This window comes from Streptomyces sp. NPDC038213, from assembly GCF_055600495.1.
Window position 1 is genome coordinate 35,772 of the sequence record NZ_JBVJYM010000014.1, and the last position, 25,057, is coordinate 60,828.

Below are 25,057 nucleotides of genomic sequence, written 5' to 3' on the forward strand. Positions count from 1 at the left end.
GCACGGGCCGCGCCGCGGCACAGGCAGGCACCAGCACAGAGGGAGGGCACCGGTGAAGATCGGCTGCATCGGACTCGGCGACATCGCACAGAAGGCCTACCTGCCGGTGCTGGCCGCCAGGCCGGGGGTGGAGCTGCACCTGCAGACCCGCACCCCGGCCACCATGGAGCACGTCGCGGCCCGGTACCACGTGCCCGCCGGGCGCCGTCACGCCGACCTCGAGTCCCTGCTCGCCGCCCGCCCCGACGCCGCCTTCGTGCACGCCCCCACCACCGTGCACCCCGAGATCGTCCGCCGGCTGCTGGAGGCGGGCGTGCCCACGTACGTCGACAAGCCGCTGGCCTACGCGTACGCCGACTCGCGGGACCTGGTCGAACTCGCCGAGGCCCGCGGGACCTCCCTCGCGGTGGGCTTCAACCGCCGCCACGCCCCCGCGTACGCGCAGTGCGCCGAGCACCCGCGCGAGCTGATCCTCATGCAGAAGAACCGGGTCGGACTGCCCGAGGACCCGCGCACCCTCGTCCTGGACGACTTCATCCACGTCGTGGACACCCTGCGCTTCCTGCTGCCCGGCGAGGCCGACCACATCGACGTGCGCGCCCGGATCCGCGACGGGCTCATGCACCAGGTGGTCCTCCAGATGTCCGGGGACGGCTTCACCGCCCTCGGGATCATGAACCGGCTCTCCGGCTCCACCGAGGAGACCCTGGAGGTGTCCGGGCAGGACACCAAGCGCCAGGTCCTCAACCTGGCCGAGGTCGTCGACCACAAGGGGCAGCCGACGGTGCGGCGCCGCGGGGACTGGGTGCCGGTCGCCCGCCAGCGCGGGATCGAGCAGGTCGTGGACTCCTTCCTGGAGGCCGTGACGGTGGGCAAGACCCTGAGCGCGCGCGACGCGCTGCTCACCCACGAGCTGTGCGAGCGGGTGGTCCTCACGGCCCTGGAACAGGCCCCGGCCTAGTCTGCGCCGCGGGGCCGGGCTGCTCCGCCGCACCCGGGCGGCGCGGGCCGCGTGCGCGCCTGGAGCGTACGGCCTCCGCCGCGCCGTAGGCCGCCAGCACCAGCAGCGACCCGTACACCGGCCAGGCGCCGAAGCGGACGAACGGGGTCGTGCCCCCGGCCAGCGGCACCTCGTACACGGCGGCCGCGGAACGGGAGGTGCCCAGGGGGGAGCCGATCCGCGCGCCCCCGGGCCCGTACACGGCGCTGACGCCCGTCAGCGTCGCGTGCACCACCGGCCGGCCGGTCTCGGCGGCGCGCAGGGCCGCCAGGGAGGCGTGCTGCTCCGGCGCCCAGCTGCCCTGGAAGGTGGAGGTCGCCGACTGGACCACGAGCAGGCCGGCGCCCTGCCGGACCAGGTGCCGGCTCATGTCGGGGAACGCCGACTCGAAGCAGACCAGCGGGCCGAAGCGGAGCCCGCCGTGGCCGGGCAGCGGCATCAGCACGGGGGCGGTCCCGCGCCGCCGGTCCTCGCCCGCGGCCTTGCCCACGGAGGTCGCCCAGCCGAGGAGGCCGCGGGCGGGCACGTACTCGCCGAAGGGGACCAGCCGCATCTTGTCGTACCGGTCCCCGGTCGGGCCGCCGGGGCCGATCAGGAGGGCGCTCTTGTAGATGCCGGTGGGCCGCGCGCCGCCTGCGGCCCCCGTGCCGTTGCGGGCGTCCACGTTGACCAGCAGCGGGGCGCCGACCGCGGCCGACAGCGACGCCAGCCTGCGGGTGAGGTCCGGCCGCTGCCCCGGATCGGCCCCCACGCTGCTCTCGCCCCACACCACCAGGTCGGGCCGGGCGGCCGCCAGCTCCCGGGTCAGCAGCTCCCCGGCCGCGAACCGCCGCTCCACGCTGTCCGCCCCGCCGATCACCCCCGGCTGGACCACCGCCACCCGCAGCACCCCCGCGGGCACCGGCCGCGGGACCCAGGCCCAGACTCCGGCGGTGCAGACGGCCAGCGCCGCGAGCCCCGCCGCGGCGGTCCGCCGGGCCCCGGGCACCGCGACGGCCGTCACCAGGGCCGTGTTGACGGCCACCACGGCCAGCGTCACCAGCCACACCCCGCCCGCCGCGGCCAGCCGCAGCGCCGCGGGCACCTGCCACTGGCTGGCCCCCAGCAGCCCCCAGGGCCCGCCCAGCCCCTCCCAGGACCGGACCAGCTCGGGCACCAGCCAGGCCGCGGGCAGCACGAGCAGCGCGGCGGCCGCGCGGGAGGCCGGGGGCGCCCCGCCCAGCAGCCGCCGGACCAGCAGGGCCCAGGGGATCCAGAGCGCGCCCATCAGCGCGGCCAGGGGCAGCAGGAACACGTGCAGGCTCGGCAGCAGCCAGTGGTGCAGGGCCAGGATCAGTCCGAGGCCGCCCAGCCAGCCCTCGAACGCCGCGCGCCGGGAGGACGGGGCGCTCCGCAGGAGCAGCATCCAGGGCACCAGGGCCCCGTACGCGAGCCACCACAGCGAAGGCGCCGGGAAGGCGAGCACGGGCAGCGCCCCGGCCGCCACGGCCGCGGGGGCCCGCCAGCGGGGCGGCCGCGGGGCGCGGGCGGCCGTGGGGGCGGTACGGGGCTCGGCACCGGAGCTGCGGGCCGGATCCTGCGCCCGGTGCGCCTCCTGCTCCGGGGCGGCGCCGCCGGGGCCGTTCGGGTGGTCCGGGCCGCCGGGCCCCGGCGGCCGGGCCCGGCCCGCGCCGCCGCCGGAAGCGGCCGCGCGGGTGCCGTCCCGGGCCCCGTCCTGCTCCCGCTCCTGCGCCCCGTCCTGTCCCCGCGGGCCCGCCGGGTATCGCATCACGCCTCCGGTTCCCCGGCACGCCGTGCACGCCGTTCGGCTGCTCCTGACACGCCTTGCGCCTCCAGTGTGGGCCGGGGAGGGCGGTTCAGCCGCGCGGGGCCGGGGCCTCCCGGGCGTCGAAGCGGCGCCACTTCTCGTGGACGGTCACCCGGCGCAGCCGCCAGCCGTCGTACGTGCGGGCCAGGTCGAAGGTGTAGCGGCCGCCCGCCACGAAGTTCGGGCCCGTCTCCGGGTCCGCGGGATCGGTGAGCCGCATCGGGTTGACGAAGTCGGCGCGGACCCCGGCCCGGTCGCCCGGCGAGCCCGCCTGGTCCTCCAGGTCGATCCGCCGGTTCACGATCAGGTGCTGGCGGACGGGGAACATCCGCATGGTCTCCGCGAGCCAGTCCGCGACCTCCGCCGCCGGGCCCTCGATCCCGCCCGCCGAGGCGTAGTCGGCCCGCCCGTCGCGGGTGAACAGCTGCCGGTACGCGTCCCAGTCCCCGTCGTCGACCGCCACGGCGTACGCGGTGACCACCGCGTCCACGGCCAGCCGGTCCATCACCGTCGCGAGGTCCACACGCTGCGTCATCGGGTCAGTGTGGGCCAGCCGGGCCGCCAGGCCAAGGGTCGTGCGGCAGCCGATCCGGCAGGAGGCCCGGCAGGGCGGGGTCAGTGGCCGGAACCCGGCTCCCGCTGCCGTACGACCACCAGGAACGCGTCCGAGTCCAGGTCCATCACCACCTCGGCCGCCACCCCCTCGCGCAGCCGCTCCGCCGCGTACTCCTCCGCGGGCCAGCTGCCGCGCGGGCTCCCGGCCGGAAACCGCTCCAGCACCACTCGTCGCCCCACCGGGCACCCCCTCGTCGTGGACGTCGTGCTCCTCCGGGGACAACGACGCGGGGCCCGCCCGGGAACGTTCCCGGGCGGGCCCCGCGGTGCACGAAAGGGTGCGCAGCGGCCCGTCAGTGGGCCGGGTCGCCCGCGTCGGGGCTCAGCACCCCCGTGGCGACCAGGATGAACAGGGCGATGCCCAGCAGGATCCGGTAGATCACGAAGGGCATGAAACTCTTCGTGGTGATGAACTTCATGAACCAGGCAATTACGGCGTAACCGACAAAGAAGGCGACGAAGGTGGCGAAGACCGTCGGGCCCCAGGACACGTGCCCCTCGGTCGCGTCCTTCAGCTCGTACGCGCCGGAGGCCAGGACCGCGGGGATGGCCAGCAGGAAGGAGTACCGGGCCGCGGCCTCGCGGGTGTACCCCATGAGGAGGCCGCCGGAGATCGTCGCCCCGGACCGGGAGACTCCGGGCACCAGGGCCATGGCCTGGCAGATGCCGAAGATGAGGCCGTCGCGGACGCCGAGGTCCTTGAGGGTCTTGCGCTCGCGGACGGCACGGTGCCGGCCGCCGACCTCGTCGCGCGCGGCGAGCCGGTCGGCGATGCCGAGCACGACGCCCATCACGATGAGGGTGGTCGCGATCAGGCGCAGATCGCGGAACGGGCCCTCGATGTGGTCCTTGAGCGTCACGCCCAGCACGCCGATCGGGATGGAGCCGACGATGACCAGCCAGCCCATCTGCGCATCGTGGTCGGAGCGCATGGACTTGTCGGTCAGCGAGCGGAACCAGGCGGACAGGATCCGCGCGATGTCCTTGCGGAAGTAGATGAGGACGGCGGTCTCGGTACCGATCTGGGTGATCGCCGTGAAGGCCGCTCCGGGGTCCTCCCAGCCCGCGAACGCCGCGGTCAGCCGCAGGTGGGCACTGGAGGAGATCGGCAGGAACTCCGTGAGCCCTTGGACGAGACCGAGGATTAGGGATTCGAACCAGCTCATGTCGGGGGGTGCTCGTCCTTAGTGATCGGCGGGCAGGTCGGGTCCGATGCTAGGGCCCGAAAGTGACGCCCTCGACCACGGGGGGTTGCTGTGGGGAACGCTTACCGGTCAGCTTGTGGCGCTTGCGCCAGGCCACCACGGCGGCGAGCACACCCGACACCGCGATGAACCCGAACGAGGCAAGAAATGCGGGTGAACTCGGGGTGGACGCAGTACTTCCGGCGATGACGTAGGCGGCGGTGTTCGGGACCGTTCCGATGGCCGTGGCCAGCAGGAACGGGGCCCAGCGCATCCGTGAGACGGCCGCACAGTAGTTCGCCGCGGCGAACGGTACGCCGGGGAAGATCCGCACGGCCAGCATCGACCGGAACCCGTGCCGGCTGAGCTGCCCGTCCGCGGCCTCCAGCCAGCGCCCGCGCACCAGCGGCCGCAGCGCCTCCTGGCCCAGCCCGCGGCCCAGGCCGAAGGCGACGGCCGCGCCGGCCACGGTGCCGGCCACCGCGGCGAGCAGGCCCAGCTGCGTGGCGAAGACCGCGCCCGCGGCCAGGTTGAGCAGGGGCCGCGGCACGAAGGCGGCCGTGCACAGGCCGTACACGACGGCGAAGAGCAGGACGGCGGGGGCGGCCGGGATCTCCGGCGGCCACCCTTCGGACAGCAGCCGCTGGGGCTCGTAGAGGAGGACGCTCACGCCCGCCGAGACGAGCAGTACGGCGAGCAGCGAGAGCCGGGCCCACGGTGCGAGCAGGAGAGACATCCGGGGAGAGTAACCGACACAGGTGTGTGATCGCCGTAATCTGGACCGCATGCGGTCCAACCGGCAGGGAACGTCCGGCGCCGTGCGGGGAGCCGTCCCGGCGGCCCCGCCCAGCGCCCTCGCCGACGTGCTCGTGGAACGGCTGTGCGCCGCGTACGGGCCGGCCGCGGACCCGGAGCGGGCGGTGGCCGCCGCCGCGTACATGAAGCACGTCGCGCCCTTCCTCGGCATCCCGACCCCGGCCCGCAGGGCCCTGGACCGCGGGGTGCTCGCCGGGGCGCCCGCGCCCGCCGAGGCCGACTGCGCGGCCCTCGCCCTGCGCTGCTGGGAGCTGCCCGGCCGCGAGTACCAGTACTTCGCCGTCGACTACCTGCGCCGGCACGTCGGGCGCTGCTCCTCCGGGCTGCTGCCGGTGGTGCGCCGGCTGCTGGTCACCCTGCCCTGGTGGGACACGGTGGACCTGCTCGCCGCGCACACCGTCGGCCCGCTGGTCGCCGCCGACCCGGAGCTCGCCGCCGTCATGGACGAGTGGAGCGGGGACGCGGACATGTGGCTGGTGCGCACCGCCCTGCTGCACCAGCTCGGCTACAAGGACGCCACCGACACCGGGCGGCTCTTCGGCTACTGCCTGCGCCAGGCCGGCCACCAGGACTTCTTCGTCCGCAAGGCGATCGGCTGGAGCCTGCGCGCGTACGCGAAGACGGATCCCGGGGCCGTCGCCGAGTTCGTCGAGGGGGCCCGGGACCGGCTCTCCCCGCTGTCCGTCCGCGAGGCGCTCAAGGGGATCCGGCGGGAGGCGGACCGGGCGCCGGGGGCGGCCTGAAGGCCCGGCCCCCCGCAGGCAGGGCAGGGCCCCCGGGACACCTGTCGGCGGCCCTCCGCACCCCCTCCGGCACCCCGGTCCCGGCCGTCCCGAACACCCCGAGAAGCCCCGTACGTACGGAAATCCATTCGACGTGTGGCCGGCCGGACGGGCAGGATCGGAGCATGACCCCGCACGCCTTCCCCGCCGCACGGTCCGCAGTCGCGGACGCGCCGAAGGCTGCCATAGGGGCGCTGCCCGCGGGCGGCGCACGAAGCTGACCCTTCCCGGACCGTCCGGCGGACCCCGCAGGGGGAGGGTCGGCCGGATCCGGGGGTCCCCGCCACGCTTCGAGTTCCGGGAAGGAACCCGCCCAGCCATGCCCGAGTCGGCATTCGCGCGCACCAAACCCCATCTGAACCTCGGCACCATGGGACACGCCGGACACGGCAAGACCTCCCTCACCACCGCCATCACCCAGGTCCTGGCCGCACGCCTGACCGGCGCCTCCGCCCCCTCCGTCTCTTCCGCCCCCTCCCCGCCCGCCCGCGTCGGACCCATCGGGTACGCCGAGTACGAGACCGACACCCGCCGCTACGCGCACGTCGACCTGCCCGGCAGCGCGGCCCGCGCGAAGGCGATGGCCGCCGCAGCGGCCCGGCTCGACGGCGCCGTCCTCGTCGTCTCCGCCCGCGACGGGGTCATGCCGCAGACCGCCGAGCACCTGCTGCTCGCCCGGCAGGTCGGGGTGGACCACGTCGTCGTCGCCCTCAACAAGGCCGAAACCGTCGGCTCCGACCGCGCCGGCCTCGTCGAACGGGAGGTCCGCGCGCTGCTCACCGCCCACGGGTACGGCGGGGACCGGCTGCCCGTCGTACGGGTCTCCGCACGCGGGGCGCTCGCGGGCGAACCGCGCTGGACGGCCTCGGTCGAGGCGCTGCTCGACGCCGTGGACACGTACGTGCCGGTGCCCGTGCGGGACACCGGCGGGCCCTTCCTGCTGTCCGTGGAGCACGTGTTCACGGTCGCCGGCCGCGGCACGGTCGTCACCGGAGCCGTCGAGCGGGGCGCCGTACGGCCCGGCGACCGGGTGGCCGTGCACGGCGGGGGTCCGCAGCCGCCCGTCGAGACGGTCGTGGGCGGACTGGAGACCTTCGGCCGGCCGCTGGCGCGGGCCGGGGCCGGGGACGGCGTCGCGCTGCTGCTCGACGGGGTGCCGCGGCGGGCGGTGCGGCGCGGGCACGTGCTCGCGGCTCCGGGCTCGCTGGCGCCGGGCCGGCGGTTCGAGGCGCGGCTGTACGTGCTGTCCGGGCGGGAGGGGGGCCGCGGGACCCCGCTGCGCAGTGGCTACCGGCCGCAGTTCCACCTCCGTACCGCGGACGTGCCGGGCACGGTGGACCTGGGGGTGGGCGGGTTCGCGAGGCCGGGGGAGACGGTGTCGGCGGCCGTGCTGCTGGACCGGGCGGTCCCCCTGGAGGCGGGGCTGGGGTTCGCGGTGCGGGAGGGCGGGCGGACGGTGGGGGTGGGGACGGTGGTGCTGGCGGGGTGAGGGGCCGCGGGGCTGAGCGGCCGCGGGGGTTCCGGTTGCCGGTGCCCCGGCGTGGTGGGCGCGGTCCGGCTGCGTCAGACTGCCGTCACCAGGGCCGGCGCGGGCCCGGGCGGCGGGCGGGGAGGGAGACCGGCATGGGCAGCGGTAGCGGTAGCGGCAGCAGTAGGGGTGGGGGAGGCGCGGGCGGTACGGCGCTGGTGCTGGGTGGCGGCGGGCTCACCGGGATCGGCTGGGAGACCGGCATCCTCTACGGACTGGCGCGGGCCGGGGTGGACCTCGGGGACGCCGGGCTGGTCGTGGGCACCTCGGCCGGCTCCGTGGTCGGTGCCCAGCTCACCTCCGGGCTCCTCACCCCCGGCGAACTGTACGAGCGCCAGCTCGCCGACCCGTCCGGGGAGGCCGCGGCCGTGCTCGGCCCCGGGCTGCTGGCCCGCTACGTGCTCGGCATGGTCCGCTCCCGGGACCAGGAGGAGCACGGGCGCCGCATGGGCGCCCTCGCGCTGGCCGCGCGGGCGGGGGACGAGGAGGTCCGCCGCAAGGTGCTCGCGGGGCGGCTGGTCTCGCACGAGTGGCCCCGGCGGCGGCTGGTCGTCACGGCGGTCGACGCGCTGAGCGGGTCGCTGCGGGCGTTCGACGGGAGCGACGGCACCGGACTCGTCGACGCGGTTGCGGCGAGCTGCGCGGTGCCGGGGGTGTGGCCGCCGGTGACGATCGGGGGGCGGCGGTTCATCGACGGCGGGATGCGGTCCTCCACCAACGCGGATCTTGCCGCGGGGTGCGGGCGGGTGGTCGTCCTCGCGCCGATGGCGGCGGGGGCCGGGGTCGTTCCGTCTGCTCGGGCGCAGGCCGAGCGGTTGCGGGCCGCGGGAGCGCGGGTGCTGCTCATCACGCCGGACCGGGCTGCGCGGAGGGTGTTCGGGCGCAATGCGCTGGATCCTCGGCGGCGGGCGGGGGCTGCGCGGGCGGGGTTGGCGCAGGCGGGGGCGTATGTGGAGGCGGCGGGTGGGGTCTGGTTCGGGTGAGGGGGCCCTTGGGGGTGGTCCCGAACTGGGGCTCCGCCCCAGACCCCGCGCCTCAAGCGCCGGCGGGGCTGGATTTGGCTGCGGTGGGTGGGGTGGGTGTGGGTGGGTGGGGTGAGTGCGGGTGCCTGGGTGGGGGCGGGAGAATGGGTGGGTGGATGATGTGAGGCCCGTGGTGCGGGATGTGGGTGGCGGGGTGGCCAAGTTGATGCCCGATGTGGATCGGGAGCGGGCCTGGCTGCTGACCGTCGACGGGGCGCCCCAGTCCTATGTGGACCTCGACGACCCCCTGCACCTGGAGTTCGAGTACGTCCGCCGCCTCGGGCACGTGCTGGACTGCGCCGCCGGGCCCGGTGCGCCGCTCGACCTGGTGCACCTCGGGGGCGGCGGCTGCACCCTCGCCCGGTACGCGGCCGCCACCCGGCCCGGCTCGTGCCAGCAGGTGGTGGACGCCGACGGGGCCCTGCTGGAGCTCGTACGGGAGCGGCTTCCGCTGCCCGAGGGGGCCGCGGTCGAGGTGTACGCCGCTGATGCGCGGGCCTGGCTGGAGAAGGCGCCCGACGCCAGTGCCGACGTCCTCGTCGGGGACGTGTTCGGCGGCTCCCGGGTGCCCGCGCAGCTGACCACGCTCTCCTACGCCCGCGAGGCGGCCCGCGTCGTGCGGCCGGGCGGGCTCTACGCCGCGAACCTCGCCGACGGTGCGCCCTTCGGCTTCCTCCGCTCGCAGCTGGCCAACCTCGCCGCCGCGTTCTCCGGGCTGGCGCTGGTCGCGGAGCCCTCCGTACTGCGCGGGCGGCGGTTCGGGAACGCCGTGGTCCTGGCCTGGCACGGGGAGTTCGACCCCGGCCCGCTGGCCCGGCTGTGCGCGGCCGACGCCTTTCCGGCGCGGGTCGAGGACGGGCCGGCCCTGGCCCGGTTCATCGGAACGGCCCGTACGGTCGGGGACGCGGACGCCGTGCCCTCGCCGCAGCCGCCCGAGGGGGCGTTCAGTCTCGGGTGAGGCAGGCGGCCGCAGCCGGGGCCGGCTCCGCCGCGGGAGGAGCGGGAGGGGCGGGCGGGCCTGCCGGGGCGGCGGGGCGGCGGGTGAGGCGGCGTACGTCCGGTACGAACAGCACCGCCAGCGTCGGCAGGAGCACCAGGGCCGCGCAGCCCCACAGGGCCTCCGTCCGCCCGAAGGCCGATTCGGCGGGCCCGGCGAGCGCGGTCGCCAGCGGCAGCATGGACACCGAGCCGAACCAGTCGTAGGCCGAGACCCGGGAGAACTTCTCCTCGGGTATCTCCTGGTGCATGGTCGTCATCCAGCAGACCCCGAAGCCCTCGATGGCCACGCCGCAGACGAACATCGCCGCGCACAGCCCCCAGACGGGCAGCGGTACCGCCAGGGCCGCCGAGGGCAGCGAGAGCGGGAGCACGCACAGGGTGGCGACCAGCAGCATCCGCTGCGGCTTCCACCGCACCATCACCAGCGCCCCGATTACGGTGCCCGCCCCGAAGAACCCGAGCGCGAGTCCCCAGGGCGCGGGCCCGCCGAGTTCGTCGCGGGCCACCATCGGCCCGTAGACGGACTCCGCCGCCCCCACGACGGCGACCACCACGGAGAACTGGAGCACGATGCTCCACAGCCAGGTGCGGGAGCGGAACTCCTGCCAGCCCTCCTTCAGGTCGGAGAGCAGGCCGCCGCCGGGCGCCCGTTCCGGTATGTGCTTCACGTCGAGGAAGGCCCGCATCGCACCGGCCACGGCGAAGGCGACGGCCTCCACGGCGAGCACCCAGCCCGGTCCGATCGCGGCCACCATGGCCCCGCCGAGGGCCGCGCCGCCGATGCCCGCGCTGCTCATCGCCATCCGGAAGAGCGCGAAGGCCCGGCTGGCCTGCTCGCTCGTGACGCTGGCCATCAGCATCCCCTCGGCGGCGGGGCTGAAGAAGGCCTGGCCGGTGCCGCAGAGGGCGGTGAGCAGCATCATCTGCCACAGCTGCGGGTCCCCGGCGAGGACGAGTACGGCGAAGACGGCCTGGGAGACGCAGTTGAGCGCATTGGCGGCGACCATCACGCGGTGGCGCGGCAGCCGGTCCGCGAGCGCCCCGCCGACCAGCAGGAACAGCACCAGGGGCAGGGTGCGGGCCGCGGCGACCAGTCCCACGTCCCCGCTCGAACCGCCCGCGTCCATGACGGCGAAGGCCGCGGCGATCAGGGCGCCGTGGCTGCCCAGGTTGGTGACGATCGCGGCGGCGGTCAGCAGCGTGTAGTTGCGGCCCGCCCAGGCGGGGCGGCGGAGGGCGGTTCGAGAGCTCACCCACGGACTATCCCCGCCCGCGCGCCGGATTCCAAATGGGGAGGCAGGGAGCGCGGGAGGGACGCGGTCGGGCCGGTACCCCCGCGGGGGTACCGGCCCGGTTCACGTGCGCCAGCCTGCGGCTGCGGTCACTGCGCGGTGAGGCGGACCGAGCTCAGGATCTTCTTGTAGACGGCGGGTGCGATCTCGTCCTTGACGTTGTTCGGGCCGAAGAGCACGAAGCTCGCGAAGTCGCCCTTGGCCGTCTTGAAGCTGAACGCCAGGCCCTTGCCGTCGGTGTCGCAGCGGTCGGTCTTCTTCACGCCGTTGGCGTTGGCCGTCGCGACATGGCCGGTGAGGCCGGAGGCGGTGGTGTACGGGCGGGCCTTGGAGACCTTCACCGTGCCCTTGGGCTCCTTCTGGGCGAAGCCCGCCCAGACCCAGTTGCCGGCCTCGTTGCGCGCGGCCTCGGCGGTGTTCTTGGCGCCCTGCCCGCCCTTGGTGCCGGCGTCGGCGAGGCTGGTCTTCTCGGGGTAGCCGTTCTTGTCGGAGTCGATGGTGCACCACTCCTCCTTCCACGTGGCCGTCCCCGACATGCTGACGACGGGCATGCCGTCGTTCTTCTTCGCGTCGGAGAAGCCGCGGGAGGTGCCCGGGCTGTCCACCTTCCACTCCGGCGGAACGTCGAAGGCGACCCCGTACTTGGGGTTGACCACGACCTTCCAGCCGGGGACCTGCGGCGGGGTGTCGCCGCCGGCCCGCGGGTTCGCGGCGGGGGAGGACGGGGCGCTGCTGCTCGGGGCGGCGCTGGGCTTGGCGTCGGCCCGGTCGTCCTTGCCGTCGTCCTTGTTCATGACGATGCCGGCGGTGACCGAGGCGGCCACGACCACGGCCACGGCCGCGCCGATCGCGATCATGGCGGTGGTGTTGCGGCGCTTCGGCGGCTCGGGCTGCTGGTAGCCCCAGGACTCGACGGTCGGGGGCTGCGGGTAGCCGAACTGGCCGCCCGGCGCGGGCTGCTGGTAGCCGTACTGGCCGTCCTGGCCGAACTGCGGCCCGTACCCGCCGCCGTAGGGGTTGGGGTTCGCCGGCGGCGCGGGCGGCTGCTGCGGGTAGCCGTAGCCCCCCTCGGCCGGCGGGGTCTGCTGGGGGTAGCCGTAGCCGCCGGGCTGCGGAGCCGGCTGCTGCGGCTGCTGGTACGGGTTCGGCTCACCCGGCTGCTGGTACGGGTTCGGCTGCCCGTTCTGCGCGTTCTGCTCGCCCCCGGGCGGCTGCTGTTCTGGCCACATGGCCAGTAACGATAAGGGGGACGCCGCGCGCGGGCTACGCCGCCCCCGGCCAGGTCTGGCCAAGAACTGCTACCCACGGGTAACATCCGGCCCATGAGCGCTGACCAGATGAACGTGGGCGAACTGCTCGCCGCCACCGTGCCGATGGCCCGGACCCTGAACCTGGAGTTCCTGGAGACCACCCCGGAGCGGGCCGTCGTACGCCTGCCCGACCAGGCCGACTACCACAACCACGTCGGCGGCCCGCACGCCGGAGCCATGTTCACCCTCGCCGAGTCCGCCAGCGGCGCCATCGTCCTGGCGGCCTTCGGCGACCAGCTCTCGCGCGCCGTGCCGCTCGCCGTCCGGGCCGAGATCGCGTACAAGAAGCTCGCCAAGGGCGTGGTCACCGCCACCGCCACCCTCGGCCGCCCGGCCGCCGAGATCGTCGCGGAGCTCGACGCGGGCGGCCGCCCCGAGTTCCCCGTGGCCGTCAGCATCCAGCGCGAGGACGAGGCCGTGACCGGCGAGATGACGGTCGTCTGGACCCTGCGCCCCAACGGCTGAGCCGCCGCGCGCGCCCGGAGGGGCCCGGTCCGGCCGGACCCGCACGGCCGGCCGGACCGGGCCCCTGCCGCGTCCGCACCCCCGCATCCCCGGATTCCGGATCCGGGTACGGGCGCCCCGGCGGGCCCGGGATTGGCGCAGCCGGGGGAATCCCGGCCGTCCGCGGGGGAGTCTGACGCACGCCCGGAGGGCACCGGCGCACAGTGGCCGGGCGGACCGCACCGCGCGGCCGCCCGCACCAGCAGCCGCGCCGCGAGGAGTGCCGCCCATGACCGAGGCCGTGTCCCGACGATCCGCCATGCGCCTGCTGGGAGCGGCCTCCGTCGCCGCGGGGATCGCCGGGTGCGCCCCGGCCGCCGCCCCCGCCGCCGCGCCCGCGCCCGCCGTCCGCACGGTGGCCGCCGCGGTGGACCGCGCCGCCCGCAGGGCCGCCCGGCCCGGCAGCGAGGCCCGCGTCGAGGCCCTGATCGGGAAGCTCACCCTCGAGGAGAAGATCCGGCTCCTGCACGGCGAGCGCGACCCGGCCCCGCTCGGCCAGGCCGGCTACGTCCCCGGAGTGCCGCGGCTGTCCGTACCCGCCCTGCGCCTGGCCGACGGGCCCGCCGGGGTGCGCGTCGCCAAGCCCGCCACCGCCCTGCCCGCGCCCGTCATGCTCGCCTCGGCCTTCGATCCCGAGCTCGCCCGCGAGTTCGGCCGCGTCATCGGCCGCGAGGGCCGCGCCCTGGGCCAGGACGTGCTGCTGTCGCCGATGGTCAACCTGATCCGCACCCCGTACGCCGGCAGGAACTTCGAGACCTTCTCCGAGGACCCCAAGCTCACCGCCGACCTGGTCGCCGAGGTCATCCTCGGGATCCAGGAGGAGGGGCTGATCGCCACCGTCAAGCACTACGCCCTCAACAACCAGGAGGAGGGCCGCACCACCGTCGACGCCGTCGCCGACGAGCGCACCATGCACGAGACCGAGCTGCGCGGGTTCGAGGCGGCCGTGGCCGCGGGCGCGGGCTCGGTCATGGGCGCGTACAACAAGGTCAACGGCGTGTACGCCTGCGAGAGCAAGCCCCTGCTGGAGGACCTGCTGCGGGCCCGCTGGGGCTTCGACGGCTGGGTGATGTCCGACTGGGACGCCACCCACAGCACCGCCCCCGCCATCTCCGCCGGACTCGACATGGAGATGCCCGGCGGCCGGCACTACGGCGAGTCGCTGCGCAGGGCCGTCACCGGCGGGCAGGTGCCCGTGGCCGTGCTCGACCGCTCGGTCCGCCGCCTCCTGTCCACCCTCGACCGCTTCGGGCTGCTCGACGGGGACGCCCCGCCCCGGCCGGCCCGCGACGCCGCCGCCGGGGCCGAGACCGCCCACAAGGTGGCCCTCGCCGGGGCCGTGCTGCTGCGCAACGAGCGCCGCACCCTGCCGCTGGCCGGGCCCGGCGCCCGCTCCCTCGCCGTCCTCGGCGCCACCGCGGCCGTGCCGTTCGTCAGCGGCGGCGGCAGTGCGCACGTCGTCCCCGACCGCGCGGACAGCCCGCTCACCGCCATCCGCGAACGCGCCGGTGCCGGGGGCGCGGACGGGGCCGGCGGGCAGGGCGTCCGCGTCACCCACGCCGCCGGCGAGGACCTGTACGGCCGGAGGCTCCCCGCCGGCGCGCTCGCCCCCGCCGCGGAGTTCGAGGAGCGCGCGGTGGCCCCCGGCGCCACGCTGAACTGGAAGGGGACCCTCACCCTCGCCGCCGAGGACGACTGGACGGTGATCGTCCACTACACCGGGAAGCGGCCCGTGGTCCGGGTGGACGGCAAGGAGCTCTTCCCCGTCCGCGCGGGCGTGGCCGAGTACTTCACCGGCGGGCTCCTCGGCACCGCCCCCGACGGGATGACCGTCCGCCGCGCCGGGGTCAGGCTCGCCGCCGGCGCCCACCCCGTCGAGATCAGCGCCGAGGGCGGGGCCTCCGGACAGCGCTTCCGCCTGCGGCACACCAGCCGCGCCACCCGCGCGGCCGACCTCGACGAGGCCGTCCGCGCCGCCCGCGCCGCGCACAGCGTGGTCCTCTTCGCGTACGAGGACGCCACCGAGGGCCGCGACCGCACCAGCCTCGGCCTGCCGGGCGGACAGCAGCAGCTCGTCGAGGCCGTCGCGGCCGCCAACCCGCGCACCACCGTGGTCCTCAACACCTCGTCCAGCACCACCATGCCGTGGCTGGAGAAGACCGGCGCGGTCCTCCAGATGTACTACCCCGGGCAGGAGGGGGCCGCCGCGACCGCCGCGGTCCTCTTCGGCGACGCCGACCCCGGCGGGCGGCTCACCCAGACCTTCCCGACCGGCGAGAAGCTGCACCCCGTGGGCGGGGACCCGCTGCGCTATCCGGGCGTCGGGGGCCGCCAGGAGTACTCCGAGGGGGTGCACGTGGGGCACCGCTGGTACGACGCCCAGAACGTGGCCCCGCTCTTCCCGTTCGGGCACGGGCTGTCGTACACCACCTTCGGGTACGAGAAGGTGGCCGTGCGCCCCGACGGGGACGGGCTGCTGGTCGAGTTCACCGTGCGCAACACCGGGCGGCGGGCCGGGACCGAGGTGGCGCAGGTCTACCTCGGGCCCTCGGCCGAACTGCGGCTCGACCAGCCCGTACGCATCCTGGCCGGGTACCGGCGGCTGACGCTGGAGCCCGGGCGGGCGGAGCGGGTCCGGGTGCGGATCGACGCCCGGACCCTGTCCTCCTGGGACCCCGCACAGCACGGCTGGGTGCTGGGCACGGGGCCGCGGACGGTGCACGTGGGCCGCTCCTCGCGGGACCTCCTGCTGCAGGCCAGGGCGGTGGTACGGGCCCCCGCCGGGGCCCGGGAGGCGGCTCTGGGCACGGGCGCGGAGCGGTAGGCTGCGCGCCGTGCGCCGCAGGGGGCGCACGGGACCCGGAAGGACGCACCAGTGCACATCCAGGAATGGCTCGAGACCGTTCCGGCGGTCAGCATCTACCTCCTGGTCGGCGTGGTCATCGGACTGGAGAGCCTCGGCATCCCGCTGCCCGGCGAGATCATCCTCGTCAGCTCCGCGCTGCTGGCCTCCCAGCACGGGGAGATCGACCCGGTGGTCCTGGGGGCCTGCGCCGTCGCCGGTGCGATCATCGGGGACTCGATCGGCTACGCGATCGGGCGCAGGGGCGGGCGGCCGCTGCTGGCGCGGCTCGGCAGGCGCTTCCCGAAGCACTTCAGCGCGCAGAACATCGCGCTGGCGGAGCGGTCCTTCGAGAAGTGGGGCATGTGGGCCGTCTTCTTCGGGCGGTTCGTGGCGCTGCTGCGGATCTTCGCGGGGCCGCTGGCGGGCGTCCTCCAGATGCCGTACTGGAAGTTCCTGATCGCCAACGTCTTCGGCGGGATCCTGTGGGCGGGCGGCACGACGGCCGTCATCTACTACGTGGGCGTGGTGGCCGAGGCCTGGCTGAAGCGGTTCTCGTGGCTCGGACTGGTGCTCGCGGTGCTGGTCGGGATCACGTCGATGCTGGTCCTGCGCTCCCGCGCCAAGAAGGCGGCGGCCGCCGACCCCGTCGCGGCCCAGACCCCGGCCGCTGCCCCGGTACCCGTCACCACCGACTGACGCCCCCGGCGCGGTCCCCCCGACCGCCGGTCGGGCCGCGCACACGTGCCGGCCCGACCGGCGGTCGGGGCGCCGGTCAGGCGCCCGGGGTGACGTCCGCGCGGTGCTGCTTCGCCAGCTCGCCGTACATGGCGGCGTTCAGGCGGATGCCCTCGCGCTCCTCCTCCGTCAGCTCCCGCCGCACCTTGGCCGGCACGCCCGCGACCAGCGAGCCGGGCGGCACCTGCATCCCCTGCGGTACCAGCGCCTGCGCGGCGACGAGGGACCCGGCGCCGATCACGGCCCCGTTGAGCACGGTCGCGCCCATGCCGATCAGGCAGTCGTCCTCGACCGTGCAGCCGTGCACGACCGCGTTGTGCCCGATGGAGACCCGCTCGCCGATGGTGACGGGGAAGCCCGGGTCCACGTGCAGGGTGCAGTTGTCCTGCACGTTGCTGTCGGCGCCGAGCACGATCGGACCGCAGTCGGCCCGCAGCACCGCCGAGTACCAGACGCTGGCCCCGGCGGCCAGCGTCACGTCGCCCACCACCACGGACGTGGGGGCCAGATAGGCGCCCGGGTCCACCTGGGGGCGCTTGCCGCCCACGCCGGAGACGAGGGCCCGCTCGGCCTGACTGGTCATGATCTCTCCCACTTCGCTGTGCCGGTGTACTCCTGCCGCGCCTCCAGCACCGTAGGCCACGCGGCCCCGCCGTCCTGCCGATGGGGTGAAGATCACAGGTCGGCGGGCCGGACGGCGCGGGCCGCGCGGACTACCGTGGCCGGGTGCCGAAAAACAAGAACGCGTTCTCATCCTCGGGCCGGGCGGAGCCCCGGGCCCCCTGGCGGAGCCGCGTCGCCTCCCGCGCCGCCCACGCCGCCTGGCAGTGGCTCCAGCGCGCCGGGGCCGTGACCGCGCAGACCCCCGGACGGCTGCGGTTCGGCGCGATCGGCGAGGGCACCCGGCTGGCGTTCCCGCAGGGCACCGTCTTCGGCGAGCGCTGGATCCACCTGGGCGGCCACTGCATCATCGGCGAGCAGGTCACCCTGACGGCCGGGATGATGCCGGACCTCGACCTGGGCCCCGACCCGGTCCTCGTGCTCGGCGACGGGGTCGTGCTCGGCCGCGGCAGCCACGTGATCGCGGACGCGCGCGTGGCGATCGGCTCGAACACCTTCTGCGGCCCGGGGGTCTACATCACCTCCACGAACCACAGCTACGACGATCCGCACGAGCCCGTCGGCCGCCAGTGGCCGCGCAGCGCCCCCGTGGAGATCGGTCCGGGCTGCTGGCTCGGCACCGGCGCCGTGGTCCTGCCCGGCGCCCGGCTGGGCCGCAACGTGGTCGTCGCGGCCGGCTCCGTGGTCCGCGGCGAGGTCCCCGACCACGCGGTGGTGGCCGGGGCGCCCGCCCGGATCGTCCGCCGCTGGGACGCCGAGAACGGCTGGCAGCCCCCGCTGCGCACCCCCGCCCCGGTGCCGATCCCCGACCACGTCACCCCGGAGCAGCTCGTGGCCCTGGGCGAGCTGGCCGAGACCGAGCTGGCCGCCCTGGCCGAGGCCGACCAGGGCTGAGGCCGTCCCCCCGGCCGGAGGGGTCAGAGCGCCGGTATCTCGATGGCGGGGCAGCGGTCCATGACCATGTGCAGCCCGGCCCCGCGGGTCCGGTGGAAGGCCTCCTCGTCCACCACGCCCAGCTGGAACCAGACCGCCTTCGCCCCGGCCGCCGCCGCCTCGTCGGCCACCGGCCCGGCCAGCCGGCTGTTGAGGAACACGTCGACCACGTCCACCTCGAAGGGGATGTCGGCCAGCGAGGCGTACCCCTTCTCCCCGTGGACGGTCTCCGCCTTCGGGTGCACGGGCACGATCCGCTTCCCGTAGCGCTGGAGCACCTGCGCCACGCCGTAGGCGGCCCGGTCGCGGTTGGCGGAGAGGCCGACCACCGCCCAGGTGTCGCCGAGCTCCGTCAGGATCCTGCGGATGGTTGCCGGGTCTCCGTACACGCGTCGCCTCCACTGGCCGGGTGCTGGTTCTGGTGCTGGGTCGCTGGTCCTGCGTACGCGTACGGGCTCCGCGCGGGGCCCGTACACCGCAGGTCAACGGCGCGGGGGGTGCGCGGGATTCCCCGTAGGGTGGACGGGTGACGGCAGACCAGTACGAGACGGTGGCCCGCGAGGGCGTGCACGAGTCCGAGATCAACCGATCCCGCTTCATCTGCTCCCTCGCCCCCGCGGCGACCGAGCAGGAGGCCCAGGACTTCGTCGCCCGCATCCGCAGGGAGCACCCGTCCGCCTCGCACAACTGCTTCGCCTACGTCGTCGGAGCCGACGCCTCCGTGCAGAAGGCCAGCGACGACGGGGAGCCGGGCGGCACCGCGGGGGTGCCGATGCTCCAGATGCTGATGCGCCGCGAGGTCCGGTACGTCGCGGCCGTCGTCACCCGGTACTACGGCGGGGTCAAACTCGGGGCGGGCGGGCTCATCAGGGCGTACGGCGGAGTGGTCGGCGAGGCGCTCGACGCCCTCGGCACCGTCACCCGGCACCGCTACCGCCTGGCCACCGTCACCGTGGACCACCAGCGCGCCGGGAAGATGCAGAACGACCTGCGGGCCACCGGGCGCGCCGTCCTCGACGTCCGCTACGGCGAGGCGGTCGCCCTGGAGATCGGCCTGCCCGAGTCGGACGTCGAGGCCTTCCGCGCCTGGCTCGCCGACACCACGGCGGGTACCGCCGGCTTCAGCCTCGGCGGCGAGGCGTACGGCGAGGGCTGACGCACGGCGCTCCGCACGGGCCCGCCGCCCGCGCGCCGCACCGTACCGCCGCCGTCCCGCAGCACTCAGAACAGCGGGCCCGCCGGGGCGAAGTGCGCCTCCACCGCCGCCTCGGAGACCTCCGCCAGCGAGGCCGGGGACCAGCGGGGCGAGCGGTCCTTGTCGACGACCTGGGCCCGGACCCCCTCCGGCAGGTCCGGCCCGGCCAGGGCCGCCGAGGAGACCCGCCACTCCTGCTCCAGCACCTCCTCCAGACCGGCGAGGTCCCGCGCCCGCCGCAGGGCGCGCAGGGTGACCTTCACGGAGGTGGGGGAGTGCCCGAGGATCCGCTCGGCCGCCTCCTTCGCCGCCGGGTCCCCGGCCGCGAACAGCCGGTCCACGATCTCCTCGGCCGTGTCCGCCGCGTAGCAGCGGTCGATCCACTCGCGCCGCCCCGCCAGCACCCCGGGGGCCGGCGGCACGGCGAACTCCGCCGCCGTCTCCCGCGGCTCCCCGCCGCGCTCCAGCGCGTCCGCCAGCTCCCCCAGCCGCTCCGAGGGCACGTGGTGGTCCGCGAACCCGCACAGCAGCGCGTCCGCCGCGCCCATCGCGTCCGCCGTCAGCGCCAGGTGCGTGCCCAGCTCCCCGGGGGCCCTGCTCAGCAGGAAGGTGCCGCCCACGTCGGGGACGAAGCCGATGCCGACCTCGGGCATCGCCACCCGCGAGCGCTCGGTGACCACGCGCACGCCCCCGTGCGCGGACAGCCCCACCCCGCCGCCCATCACGATCCCGTCCATGAAGGCCACCCACGGCATCCCGGTCCGGCCGCTGCGGGCGATGCGCGCGTTGAGCCGGTACTCGTCGCGCCAGAAGGCCAGGGCCGCGGACCCGTCGCCCAGCGCCGACTCCCGGATCGCCCGGATGTCCCCGCCCGCGCACAGCCCGCGCCCGCCCGCCCCGTCGAGCAGCACCGCGGACACCGCCGGATCGCGCTCCCAGGCGTCGAGCGCCTCTGTGATCCGCGCCACCATCGCGTGGGTCAGGGCGTTGAGCGCCCGGGGGCGGTCGAGGGTGATGCGCCCGGTGGCGCCGGCCGTGCGGAGGAGTACTGACATGCGCCCGAGCATACGAGCGGCCCGCGGGGTCTGGCAGGCTTGTGGGGTGGCACAGGCAGCGGGCGCAGGGTCGGAGCGGGTCGAGTGAAGTTTCTGCACACCTCCGACTGGCACCTCGGCCGGTCCTTCCACCGCGTCGGGCTGCTCGCCGCGCAGGCCGCCTTCGTGGACCACCTCGTCGAGACCGTCCGCACCCGCGGCGTCGACGCCGTCCTCGTCGCCGGGGACGTCTACGACCGGGCCGTGCCCCCGCTCGCCGCGGTCGAGCTCTTCGACCGGGCCCTGCACCGCCTCGCCGACCTCGGCGTGCCCACCGTCATGATCTCCGGCAACCACGACTCCGCCCGCAGGCTCGGCGTGGGCGCCGGCCTCATCGGCCGCGCCGGGGTCCACCTGCGCACCGACCCGGCCCGCTGCGCCGAGCCCGTCGTGCTGCGCGACGCCCACGGGGACGTGGCCCTGTACGGGCTCCCGTACCTCGAACCCGCCCTGGTCAAGGACGAGTTCGCCACCGAGCGGGCCGGGCACGAGGCCGTGCTCGCGGCCGCCATGGACCGGATCCGCGCCGACCTCGCGGCCCGCGCCCCCGGCACCCGCTCCGTGGTCCTCGCCCACGCCTTCGTCACCGGCGGCCTGCCCAGCGACAGCGAACGGGACATCTCCGTCGGCGGGGTCGCCGCCGTCCCCGCCGCCGTCTTCGACGGGGTCGACTACGCCGCCCTCGGCCACCTCCACGGCTGCCAGACCATCACCGAGCGGGTCCGCTACTCAGGCTCCCCCCTCGCGTACTCCTTCTCCGAGACCGGCCACCGCAAGACCGTGTGGCTGGTCGAGCTCGGCCCCGCGGGCGAGATCGCCGCCGAACGGCTCGACACCCCGGTGCCCCGCCGCCTCGCCCGGATCCGCGGCCCCCTCGACACCCTCCTGACGGACCCCGCGCTCGCCGCCCACGAAGAGGCCTGGGTCGAGGCCACCCTCACCGACCCGGCCCGCCCCGCCGAACCCATGGCCCGCCTCGCCGCCCGCTTCCCGCACGTCCTCAGCCTGGCCTTCGACCCCGAGGGCGCCCCGGACACGGGCGGCGCCTCCTACGCCGAACGCCTCAAGGGCCGCAGCGACCAGGAGATCGCCGAGGACTTCGTCGCCCACGTCCGCGGCGGCAGCGCCCCCGACCCCGAGGAGCGCACCGTCCTGCGCCGCGCCTTCGACGACGTACGCACCGACGACACCCTGCGGGAGACGGACCGATGAGGCTCCACCGGCTGACCGTCACCGCCTTCGGGCCCTTCGCCACCGCCCAGGAGATCGACTTCGACGCCCTCGGCGCCGCCGGGATCTTCCTCCTGCACGGGCCCACCGGCGCCGGCAAGACCTCCGTCCTCGACGCCGTCTGCTACGCCCTGTACGGCTCGGTGCCCGGCAGCCGCCAGGCCCCCGGCACCACCCTGCGCTCCGACCACGCCGAGGACGGCACCGCCACCGAGGTGGTCCTCGAACTGACCGTCGGCGACCGGCGCCTCGAACTGACCCGCCGCCCCGAGCAGCTGCGCGCCAAGAAGCGCGGCACGGGCACCACCCGCGACAAGGCCCAGACCCTGCTGCGGGAGCACACCGCCGCCGACGGCTGGAAGGCCCTCAGCAGGTCCCACCAGGAGGTCGGAACCGAGGTCGAACAGCTCCTCGGCATGAGCCGCGAGCAGTTCTGCCAGGTCGTCCTGCTGCCCCAGGGCGACTTCGCCCGCTTCCTGCGCGCCGACGCCGAGGACCGCGGCCGGCTCCTCGGCCGGCTCTTCGACACCCGCCGCTTCGCCGCCGTGGAGAAGCGGCTCGCCGAACAGCGCCGCCTCGCCGAGGAGCGGGTGCGCACCGGCGACGAGCGGGTGCTCGGCACCGCCCAGCGGATGGCCCAGGCCGCCGGGGACAGCGCCGGCCTGCGCGCCCGGCCCCTGGCCCCGCTCGCCCCCGGCGAGCCCGGCCTCGCCGAGGAGGTGCGGTCCTGGGCCGCCGTCGCCCGTTGCGAGGCCCGCGAACGGCTCGCCGTCGCCGCCTCGGCCCTCACCGCCGCCGAGGCCCGCGAGGCCGCCGCCCGCGAAGCCCTGGAGCAGGCCCGCGAACTCGACCGCCTCCAGCAGCGGCACGCGGAGACCGTCCGCCGGGCCGCGGCCCTCGCCGCCGAGGCCCCCGAGCGGCAGCGCGTACAGGACCTGCTCGACCGGGCCCGGCGCGCCGACCGCGTCGCCCCCGCCCTCGACCTGCGGCACGCCGCTGCGGCCGAGCACCGGGCCGCCGCGGACGGGGACGCCCGCTGCCGCGCCCAGCTCCCCCCGCAGCTCGCCGAGGCCGGGGTCGAACAGCTCACCGCCATGGAGCAGCAGCTCAGCGAGGAGCGCGGCGCCCTCGGCGCCGCCGAGCGGGCCGAGCAGCGCAGCGCCGAGATCACCCGCGAGCGCGCCGCCCTCGACCGCGAGGCGCGCGCCGCCGAGGAGCAGCTGCACGAGGGTGCGGCCTGGCTCGCGGGCTGGGACACCGTACGGGCGGAGCTCACCGGCCGGGTCGAGCGGGCCCAGCAGGCCGCCACCCGCTCCGAGCAGCTCGCCGGCCGGCTGGAGCCCGCCCGGCTCCAGCTCGCCGCCGCCCGCCGCCGCGACGAGCTCGACCGGGAGGCCGCCGGGGCGGACACCGCCCTGCTCCGGCTGCGCGAGGAGTCCGCGGGGGCCCGCGAGGACTGGCTCGCACTCAAGGAGGCCCGGCTCCGCGGGATCGCGGCCGAACTGGCCGCCGCCCTCGCCGCCGGGCAGCCCTGCGCCGTCTGCGGCTCCCCCGAGCACCCCCGCCCGGCCCGCCCGGCCCCGGGCCACGTGGACCGCGCCGCCGAGGACGCGGCCCGGGAGCGGTACGAGCACGCCGAGGACCTGCGCACCGGCGCCGAGCGCCGCCTCGCCGCCCTGCGCGAGGCCTGCACCGAGGCCTCCGCCGCCGCGGGCGGGGCCGGCACCGACGAACTCCTGCGGCTCACCGGGCAGCTGGCGCAGGAGCACGCCGCCGCCCACGCCGAGGCCGCGTCCCTGCACTCCGCCCGCGAGGCCCTCGCCCGCGCCGAACACGAGCACGCGGCCCGCCAGGAGAGCCGCAGCCGCGCCGAGCAGCGCTCCGCCGCCCGCGCCTCCCACCGCGAGGCCCTGGACCGGGAGCAGCGCGCCCTGGAGGCCGAACTCGCCCGCGTACGGGCCGACTCCGCCACCGTCGCCGACCGCGCCCGCACCCTGGAGACCCGGATCCGGCTGGTCGCCGCGGCGGTCCGGGCCGCGCGCCGGGCCGAGACGGCCGCCGAGCGCCTGAAGGAGGCCGACGACCGGCTGGCCGACGCCGCCTTCCGGGCCGGCTTCGACACCACGGACGCCGCGGCCGCCGCCGTCCTGCCCGAACACGAGCGCCGCGCCCACCAGCACCGCGCCGACGCCTGGCAGGCCGAGGAGGCCGCCCTCGCCGAGCGCCGCCGCGAGGCGGACACCGCAGAGGCGGCCGACCGGGCCCCCGCCCGGCCCGCGGAGGCCGCGGAGCGGGCGGCCCGGGCCGTGGCGCTGCTGCGCGCCGCCGCCTCCGCCGCCGACGCGGCCCGGCAGCGCTGCGCGGACCTCGACCGGCTCTCGCGCCAGGCCGAGGCCGAACTGCGCTCCCTGGGGCCGCTGCGCGAGCGGTACGACCGGGTGGCCCGGCTCGCGGGACTGACCGCGGGCACGTCCGCGGACAACGAGCGCCGGATGCGGCTGGAGTCGTACGTGCTCGCCGCCCGCCTGGAGCAGGTGGCCGCCGCGGCCACCGAGCGGCTGCTGCGGATGTCGGGCGGCCGGTACACCCTCGTCCACTCCGACGAGCGGGCGGGCGGCCGCGGCCGCTCGGGCCTGGGCCTGCACGTGGTCGACTCCTGGACCGGCCGGGCCCGCGACACCGCCACCCTCTCCGGGGGCGAGACCTTCTTCGCCTCCCTCGCCCTCGCCCTGGGCCTCGCCGACGTGGTCACCGGCGAGGCGGGCGGGATCCGGCTCGACACCCTCTTCATCGACGAGGGCTTCGGCAGCCTCGACGAGCAGGCCCTGGACGAGGTGCTCGACGTCCTGGACTCGCTGCGCGAACGGGACCGCAGCGTGGGCATCGTCAGCCACGTCGGGGACCTGCGCACGCGCGTGCAGGCCCAGTTGGAGATCGTCAAACAGCGGGGCGGCTCCGTGGTCCGGCAGCGGGGGCCCGCGGACTGAGCGCGCGGGCCCTGGTGCCCGTGCGGTCTCCGCGGCCCGTGTCGGCCGTACCGTCCGGGCCGGCCGTACCGCCCGTACCGTCCGGGGCGCCCGTGCCCCGTCAGTCGCGCAGGGCGCGCCTCGGCAGCGGGGAGGAGTACACGATGCTGGTGGTCACCGAGCCCAGGCCGGAGATCCGGCCGGTGACCTCCTCCAGGTGCCGCATCGAGCGGGCGACGACCTTGAGGACGAAGCAGTCGTCGCCGGTGACGTGGTGCGCCTCGAGGATCTCGGTGGTCTGCTCCAGCAGGTCGTGGAAGGGCTTGTAGTTGCCGTGCGGGTAGCGCAGCCGCACCAGGGCCATGATCGACTTGCCCAGCTTCTCGGGGTCGACCACGGCGGTGTACCCCGTGATCACCCCGGCCTCCTCCAGCCGCCGGACCCGCTCGGTGACCGCGCTCGCGGACATCGAGACCGCGCGGGCCAGCTCGGCGAAGCCGGCCCGGCCGTTCTCCTGGAGCGCCTCCAGGATCCGCCAGTCGGTGGCGTCAGGGGTGTACGGGGGGTTCATGGTCATCC

Annotated in this window: 23 protein-coding genes; 12 read left to right on the forward strand and 11 right to left on the reverse strand. The window is 76.1% G+C overall.

The annotated features are described in order from the left end of the window. The first annotated feature begins 52 nt into the window (after nt 1–52). Complete coding sequence (locus tag ACZ7JZ_RS20315) at nt 53–961, forward strand: Gfo/Idh/MocA family protein (RefSeq protein WP_470941059.1); 909 nt, start codon at nt 53–55, stop codon at nt 959–961. Here the strand turns inward: ACZ7JZ_RS20315 and lnt are convergent. From lnt to ACZ7JZ_RS20340, 5 genes are all read right to left on the reverse strand, one after another. Further along, the gene (gene lnt, locus ACZ7JZ_RS20320; protein ID WP_470941296.1) at nt 933–2,768 is read right to left on the reverse strand and encodes an apolipoprotein N-acyltransferase; all 1,836 of its coding nucleotides are present in this window, start codon (nt 2,766–2,768) and stop codon (nt 933–935) included. The genes ACZ7JZ_RS20315 and lnt overlap by 29 nt on opposite strands. Nucleotides 2,769–2,856: 88 nt before the next feature. Next, the gene (locus tag ACZ7JZ_RS20325; protein WP_470941061.1) at nt 2,857–3,342 is read right to left on the reverse strand and encodes a nuclear transport factor 2 family protein; all 486 of its coding nucleotides are present in this window, start codon (nt 3,340–3,342) and stop codon (nt 2,857–2,859) included. Nucleotides 3,343–3,422: 80 nt separating this feature from the next. Continuing rightward, nucleotides 3,423–3,602: a hypothetical protein gene (locus ACZ7JZ_RS20330; RefSeq protein ID WP_470941063.1), complete on the reverse strand. Its 180-nt coding sequence runs from the start codon at nt 3,600–3,602 to the stop codon at nt 3,423–3,425. Between the two features lie 113 nt (nt 3,603–3,715). Beyond that, nucleotides 3,716–4,588, reverse strand: coding sequence for an undecaprenyl-diphosphate phosphatase (locus tag ACZ7JZ_RS20335; protein WP_470941065.1), 873 nt, complete (start codon nt 4,586–4,588; stop codon nt 3,716–3,718). A gap of 49 nt (nt 4,589–4,637) precedes the next feature. Next, complete coding sequence (locus tag ACZ7JZ_RS20340) at nt 4,638–5,393, reverse strand: TVP38/TMEM64 family protein (protein ID WP_470941067.1); 756 nt, start codon at nt 5,391–5,393, stop codon at nt 4,638–4,640. Between ACZ7JZ_RS20340 and ACZ7JZ_RS20345 the strand changes: the two genes are divergently transcribed. The 4 genes from ACZ7JZ_RS20345 to ACZ7JZ_RS20360 all read left to right on the forward strand — a co-directional run bounded on the left by ACZ7JZ_RS20345 (nt 5,392) and on the right by ACZ7JZ_RS20360 (nt 9,712). Further along, complete coding sequence (locus ACZ7JZ_RS20345; protein ID WP_470941069.1) at nt 5,392–6,165, forward strand: DNA alkylation repair protein; 774 nt, start codon at nt 5,392–5,394, stop codon at nt 6,163–6,165. The two genes, ACZ7JZ_RS20340 and ACZ7JZ_RS20345, sit on opposite strands and share 2 nt — an antisense overlap. 358 nt (nt 6,166–6,523) lie before the next feature. Then, nucleotides 6,524–7,693: a GTP-binding protein gene (locus tag ACZ7JZ_RS20350; RefSeq protein ID WP_470941071.1), complete on the forward strand. Its 1,170-nt coding sequence runs from the start codon at nt 6,524–6,526 to the stop codon at nt 7,691–7,693. 134 nt (nt 7,694–7,827) lie between these two features. Beyond that, entirely contained in the window at nt 7,828–8,715 is an 888-nt protein-coding gene (locus ACZ7JZ_RS20355) for a patatin-like phospholipase family protein (RefSeq protein ID WP_470941073.1), read from the forward strand. 205 nt (nt 8,716–8,920) lie between these two features. Continuing rightward, on the forward strand, nt 8,921–9,712 hold the full coding sequence (locus tag ACZ7JZ_RS20360; protein WP_470941075.1) for a spermidine synthase: 792 nt from the start codon (nt 8,921–8,923) through the stop codon (nt 9,710–9,712). Here ACZ7JZ_RS20360 and ACZ7JZ_RS20365 read toward each other — a convergent pair. Both ACZ7JZ_RS20365 and ACZ7JZ_RS20370 read right to left on the reverse strand, forming a co-directional pair. Next, nucleotides 9,699–11,006 (reverse strand): MFS transporter, encoded by a 1,308-nt coding sequence (locus ACZ7JZ_RS20365; RefSeq protein WP_470941077.1) that lies wholly within the window; start codon nt 11,004–11,006, stop codon nt 9,699–9,701. The genes ACZ7JZ_RS20360 and ACZ7JZ_RS20365 overlap by 14 nt on opposite strands. A gap of 128 nt (nt 11,007–11,134) precedes the next feature. Next, nucleotides 11,135–12,274, reverse strand: a complete 1,140-nt coding sequence (locus tag ACZ7JZ_RS20370) for a DUF8017 domain-containing protein (protein WP_470941079.1) — start codon at nt 12,272–12,274, stop codon at nt 11,135–11,137. A 93-nt stretch (nt 12,275–12,367) separates the two neighbouring features. On the opposite strand from ACZ7JZ_RS20370, the gene ACZ7JZ_RS20375 reads away from it, so the two are divergent. The 3 genes from ACZ7JZ_RS20375 (at nt 12,368) to ACZ7JZ_RS20385 (ending at nt 16,400) form a co-directional block, all read left to right on the forward strand. After that, a complete protein-coding gene (locus ACZ7JZ_RS20375; RefSeq protein ID WP_470941081.1) occupies nt 12,368–12,820 on the forward strand; it encodes a DUF4442 domain-containing protein in 453 nt (150 codons plus the stop codon). A 268-nt stretch (nt 12,821–13,088) separates the two neighbouring features. Then, on the forward strand, nt 13,089–15,683 hold the full coding sequence (locus ACZ7JZ_RS20380) for a glycoside hydrolase family 3 protein (RefSeq protein ID WP_470941083.1): 2,595 nt from the start codon (nt 13,089–13,091) through the stop codon (nt 15,681–15,683). A gap of 51 nt (nt 15,684–15,734) precedes the next feature. Beyond that, nucleotides 15,735–16,400 (forward strand): DedA family protein, encoded by a 666-nt coding sequence (locus ACZ7JZ_RS20385; RefSeq protein WP_470941085.1) that lies wholly within the window; start codon nt 15,735–15,737, stop codon nt 16,398–16,400. Between the two features lie 76 nt (nt 16,401–16,476). On the opposite strand, the gene ACZ7JZ_RS20390 is transcribed toward ACZ7JZ_RS20385, so the two are convergent. Beyond that, nucleotides 16,477–17,022 (reverse strand): gamma carbonic anhydrase family protein, encoded by a 546-nt coding sequence (locus ACZ7JZ_RS20390; protein WP_470941087.1) that lies wholly within the window; start codon nt 17,020–17,022, stop codon nt 16,477–16,479. 143 nt (nt 17,023–17,165) lie between these two features. Between ACZ7JZ_RS20390 and ACZ7JZ_RS20395 the strand changes: the two genes are divergently transcribed. Further along, nucleotides 17,166–17,954: an acyltransferase gene (locus tag ACZ7JZ_RS20395; RefSeq protein WP_470941088.1), complete on the forward strand. Its 789-nt coding sequence runs from the start codon at nt 17,166–17,168 to the stop codon at nt 17,952–17,954. Between the two features lie 23 nt (nt 17,955–17,977). Here the strand turns inward: ACZ7JZ_RS20395 and ACZ7JZ_RS20400 are convergent, their stop codons facing one another. After that, entirely contained in the window at nt 17,978–18,382 is a 405-nt protein-coding gene (locus tag ACZ7JZ_RS20400; protein WP_470941090.1) for a CoA-binding protein, read from the reverse strand. Between the two features lie 137 nt (nt 18,383–18,519). Between ACZ7JZ_RS20400 and ACZ7JZ_RS20405 the strand changes: the two genes are divergently transcribed. Next, a complete protein-coding gene (locus ACZ7JZ_RS20405; RefSeq protein WP_470941092.1) occupies nt 18,520–19,149 on the forward strand; it encodes a YigZ family protein in 630 nt (209 codons plus the stop codon). Nucleotides 19,150–19,214: 65 nt separating this feature from the next. On the opposite strand, the gene ACZ7JZ_RS20410 is transcribed toward ACZ7JZ_RS20405, so the two are convergent. Further along, entirely contained in the window at nt 19,215–20,243 is a 1,029-nt protein-coding gene (locus tag ACZ7JZ_RS20410) for an enoyl-CoA hydratase/isomerase family protein (protein WP_470941093.1), read from the reverse strand. 84 nt (nt 20,244–20,327) lie between these two features. Between ACZ7JZ_RS20410 and ACZ7JZ_RS20415 the strand changes: the two genes are divergently transcribed. Together ACZ7JZ_RS20415 and ACZ7JZ_RS20420 are read left to right on the forward strand one after the other, a co-directional pair. Beyond that, nucleotides 20,328–21,494 (forward strand): exonuclease SbcCD subunit D, encoded by a 1,167-nt coding sequence (locus ACZ7JZ_RS20415; RefSeq protein ID WP_470941094.1) that lies wholly within the window; start codon nt 20,328–20,330, stop codon nt 21,492–21,494. Continuing rightward, complete coding sequence (locus tag ACZ7JZ_RS20420; RefSeq protein ID WP_470941096.1) at nt 21,491–24,499, forward strand: AAA family ATPase; 3,009 nt, start codon at nt 21,491–21,493, stop codon at nt 24,497–24,499. The genes ACZ7JZ_RS20415 and ACZ7JZ_RS20420 overlap by 4 nt, the downstream gene beginning before the upstream one ends. 100 nt (nt 24,500–24,599) lie before the next feature. Here the strand turns inward: ACZ7JZ_RS20420 and ACZ7JZ_RS20425 are convergent, their stop codons facing one another. Beyond that, nucleotides 24,600–25,055, reverse strand: a complete 456-nt coding sequence (locus tag ACZ7JZ_RS20425; RefSeq protein ID WP_470941098.1) for an Lrp/AsnC family transcriptional regulator — start codon at nt 25,053–25,055, stop codon at nt 24,600–24,602. Nucleotides 25,056–25,057 lie beyond the last annotated feature (2 nt).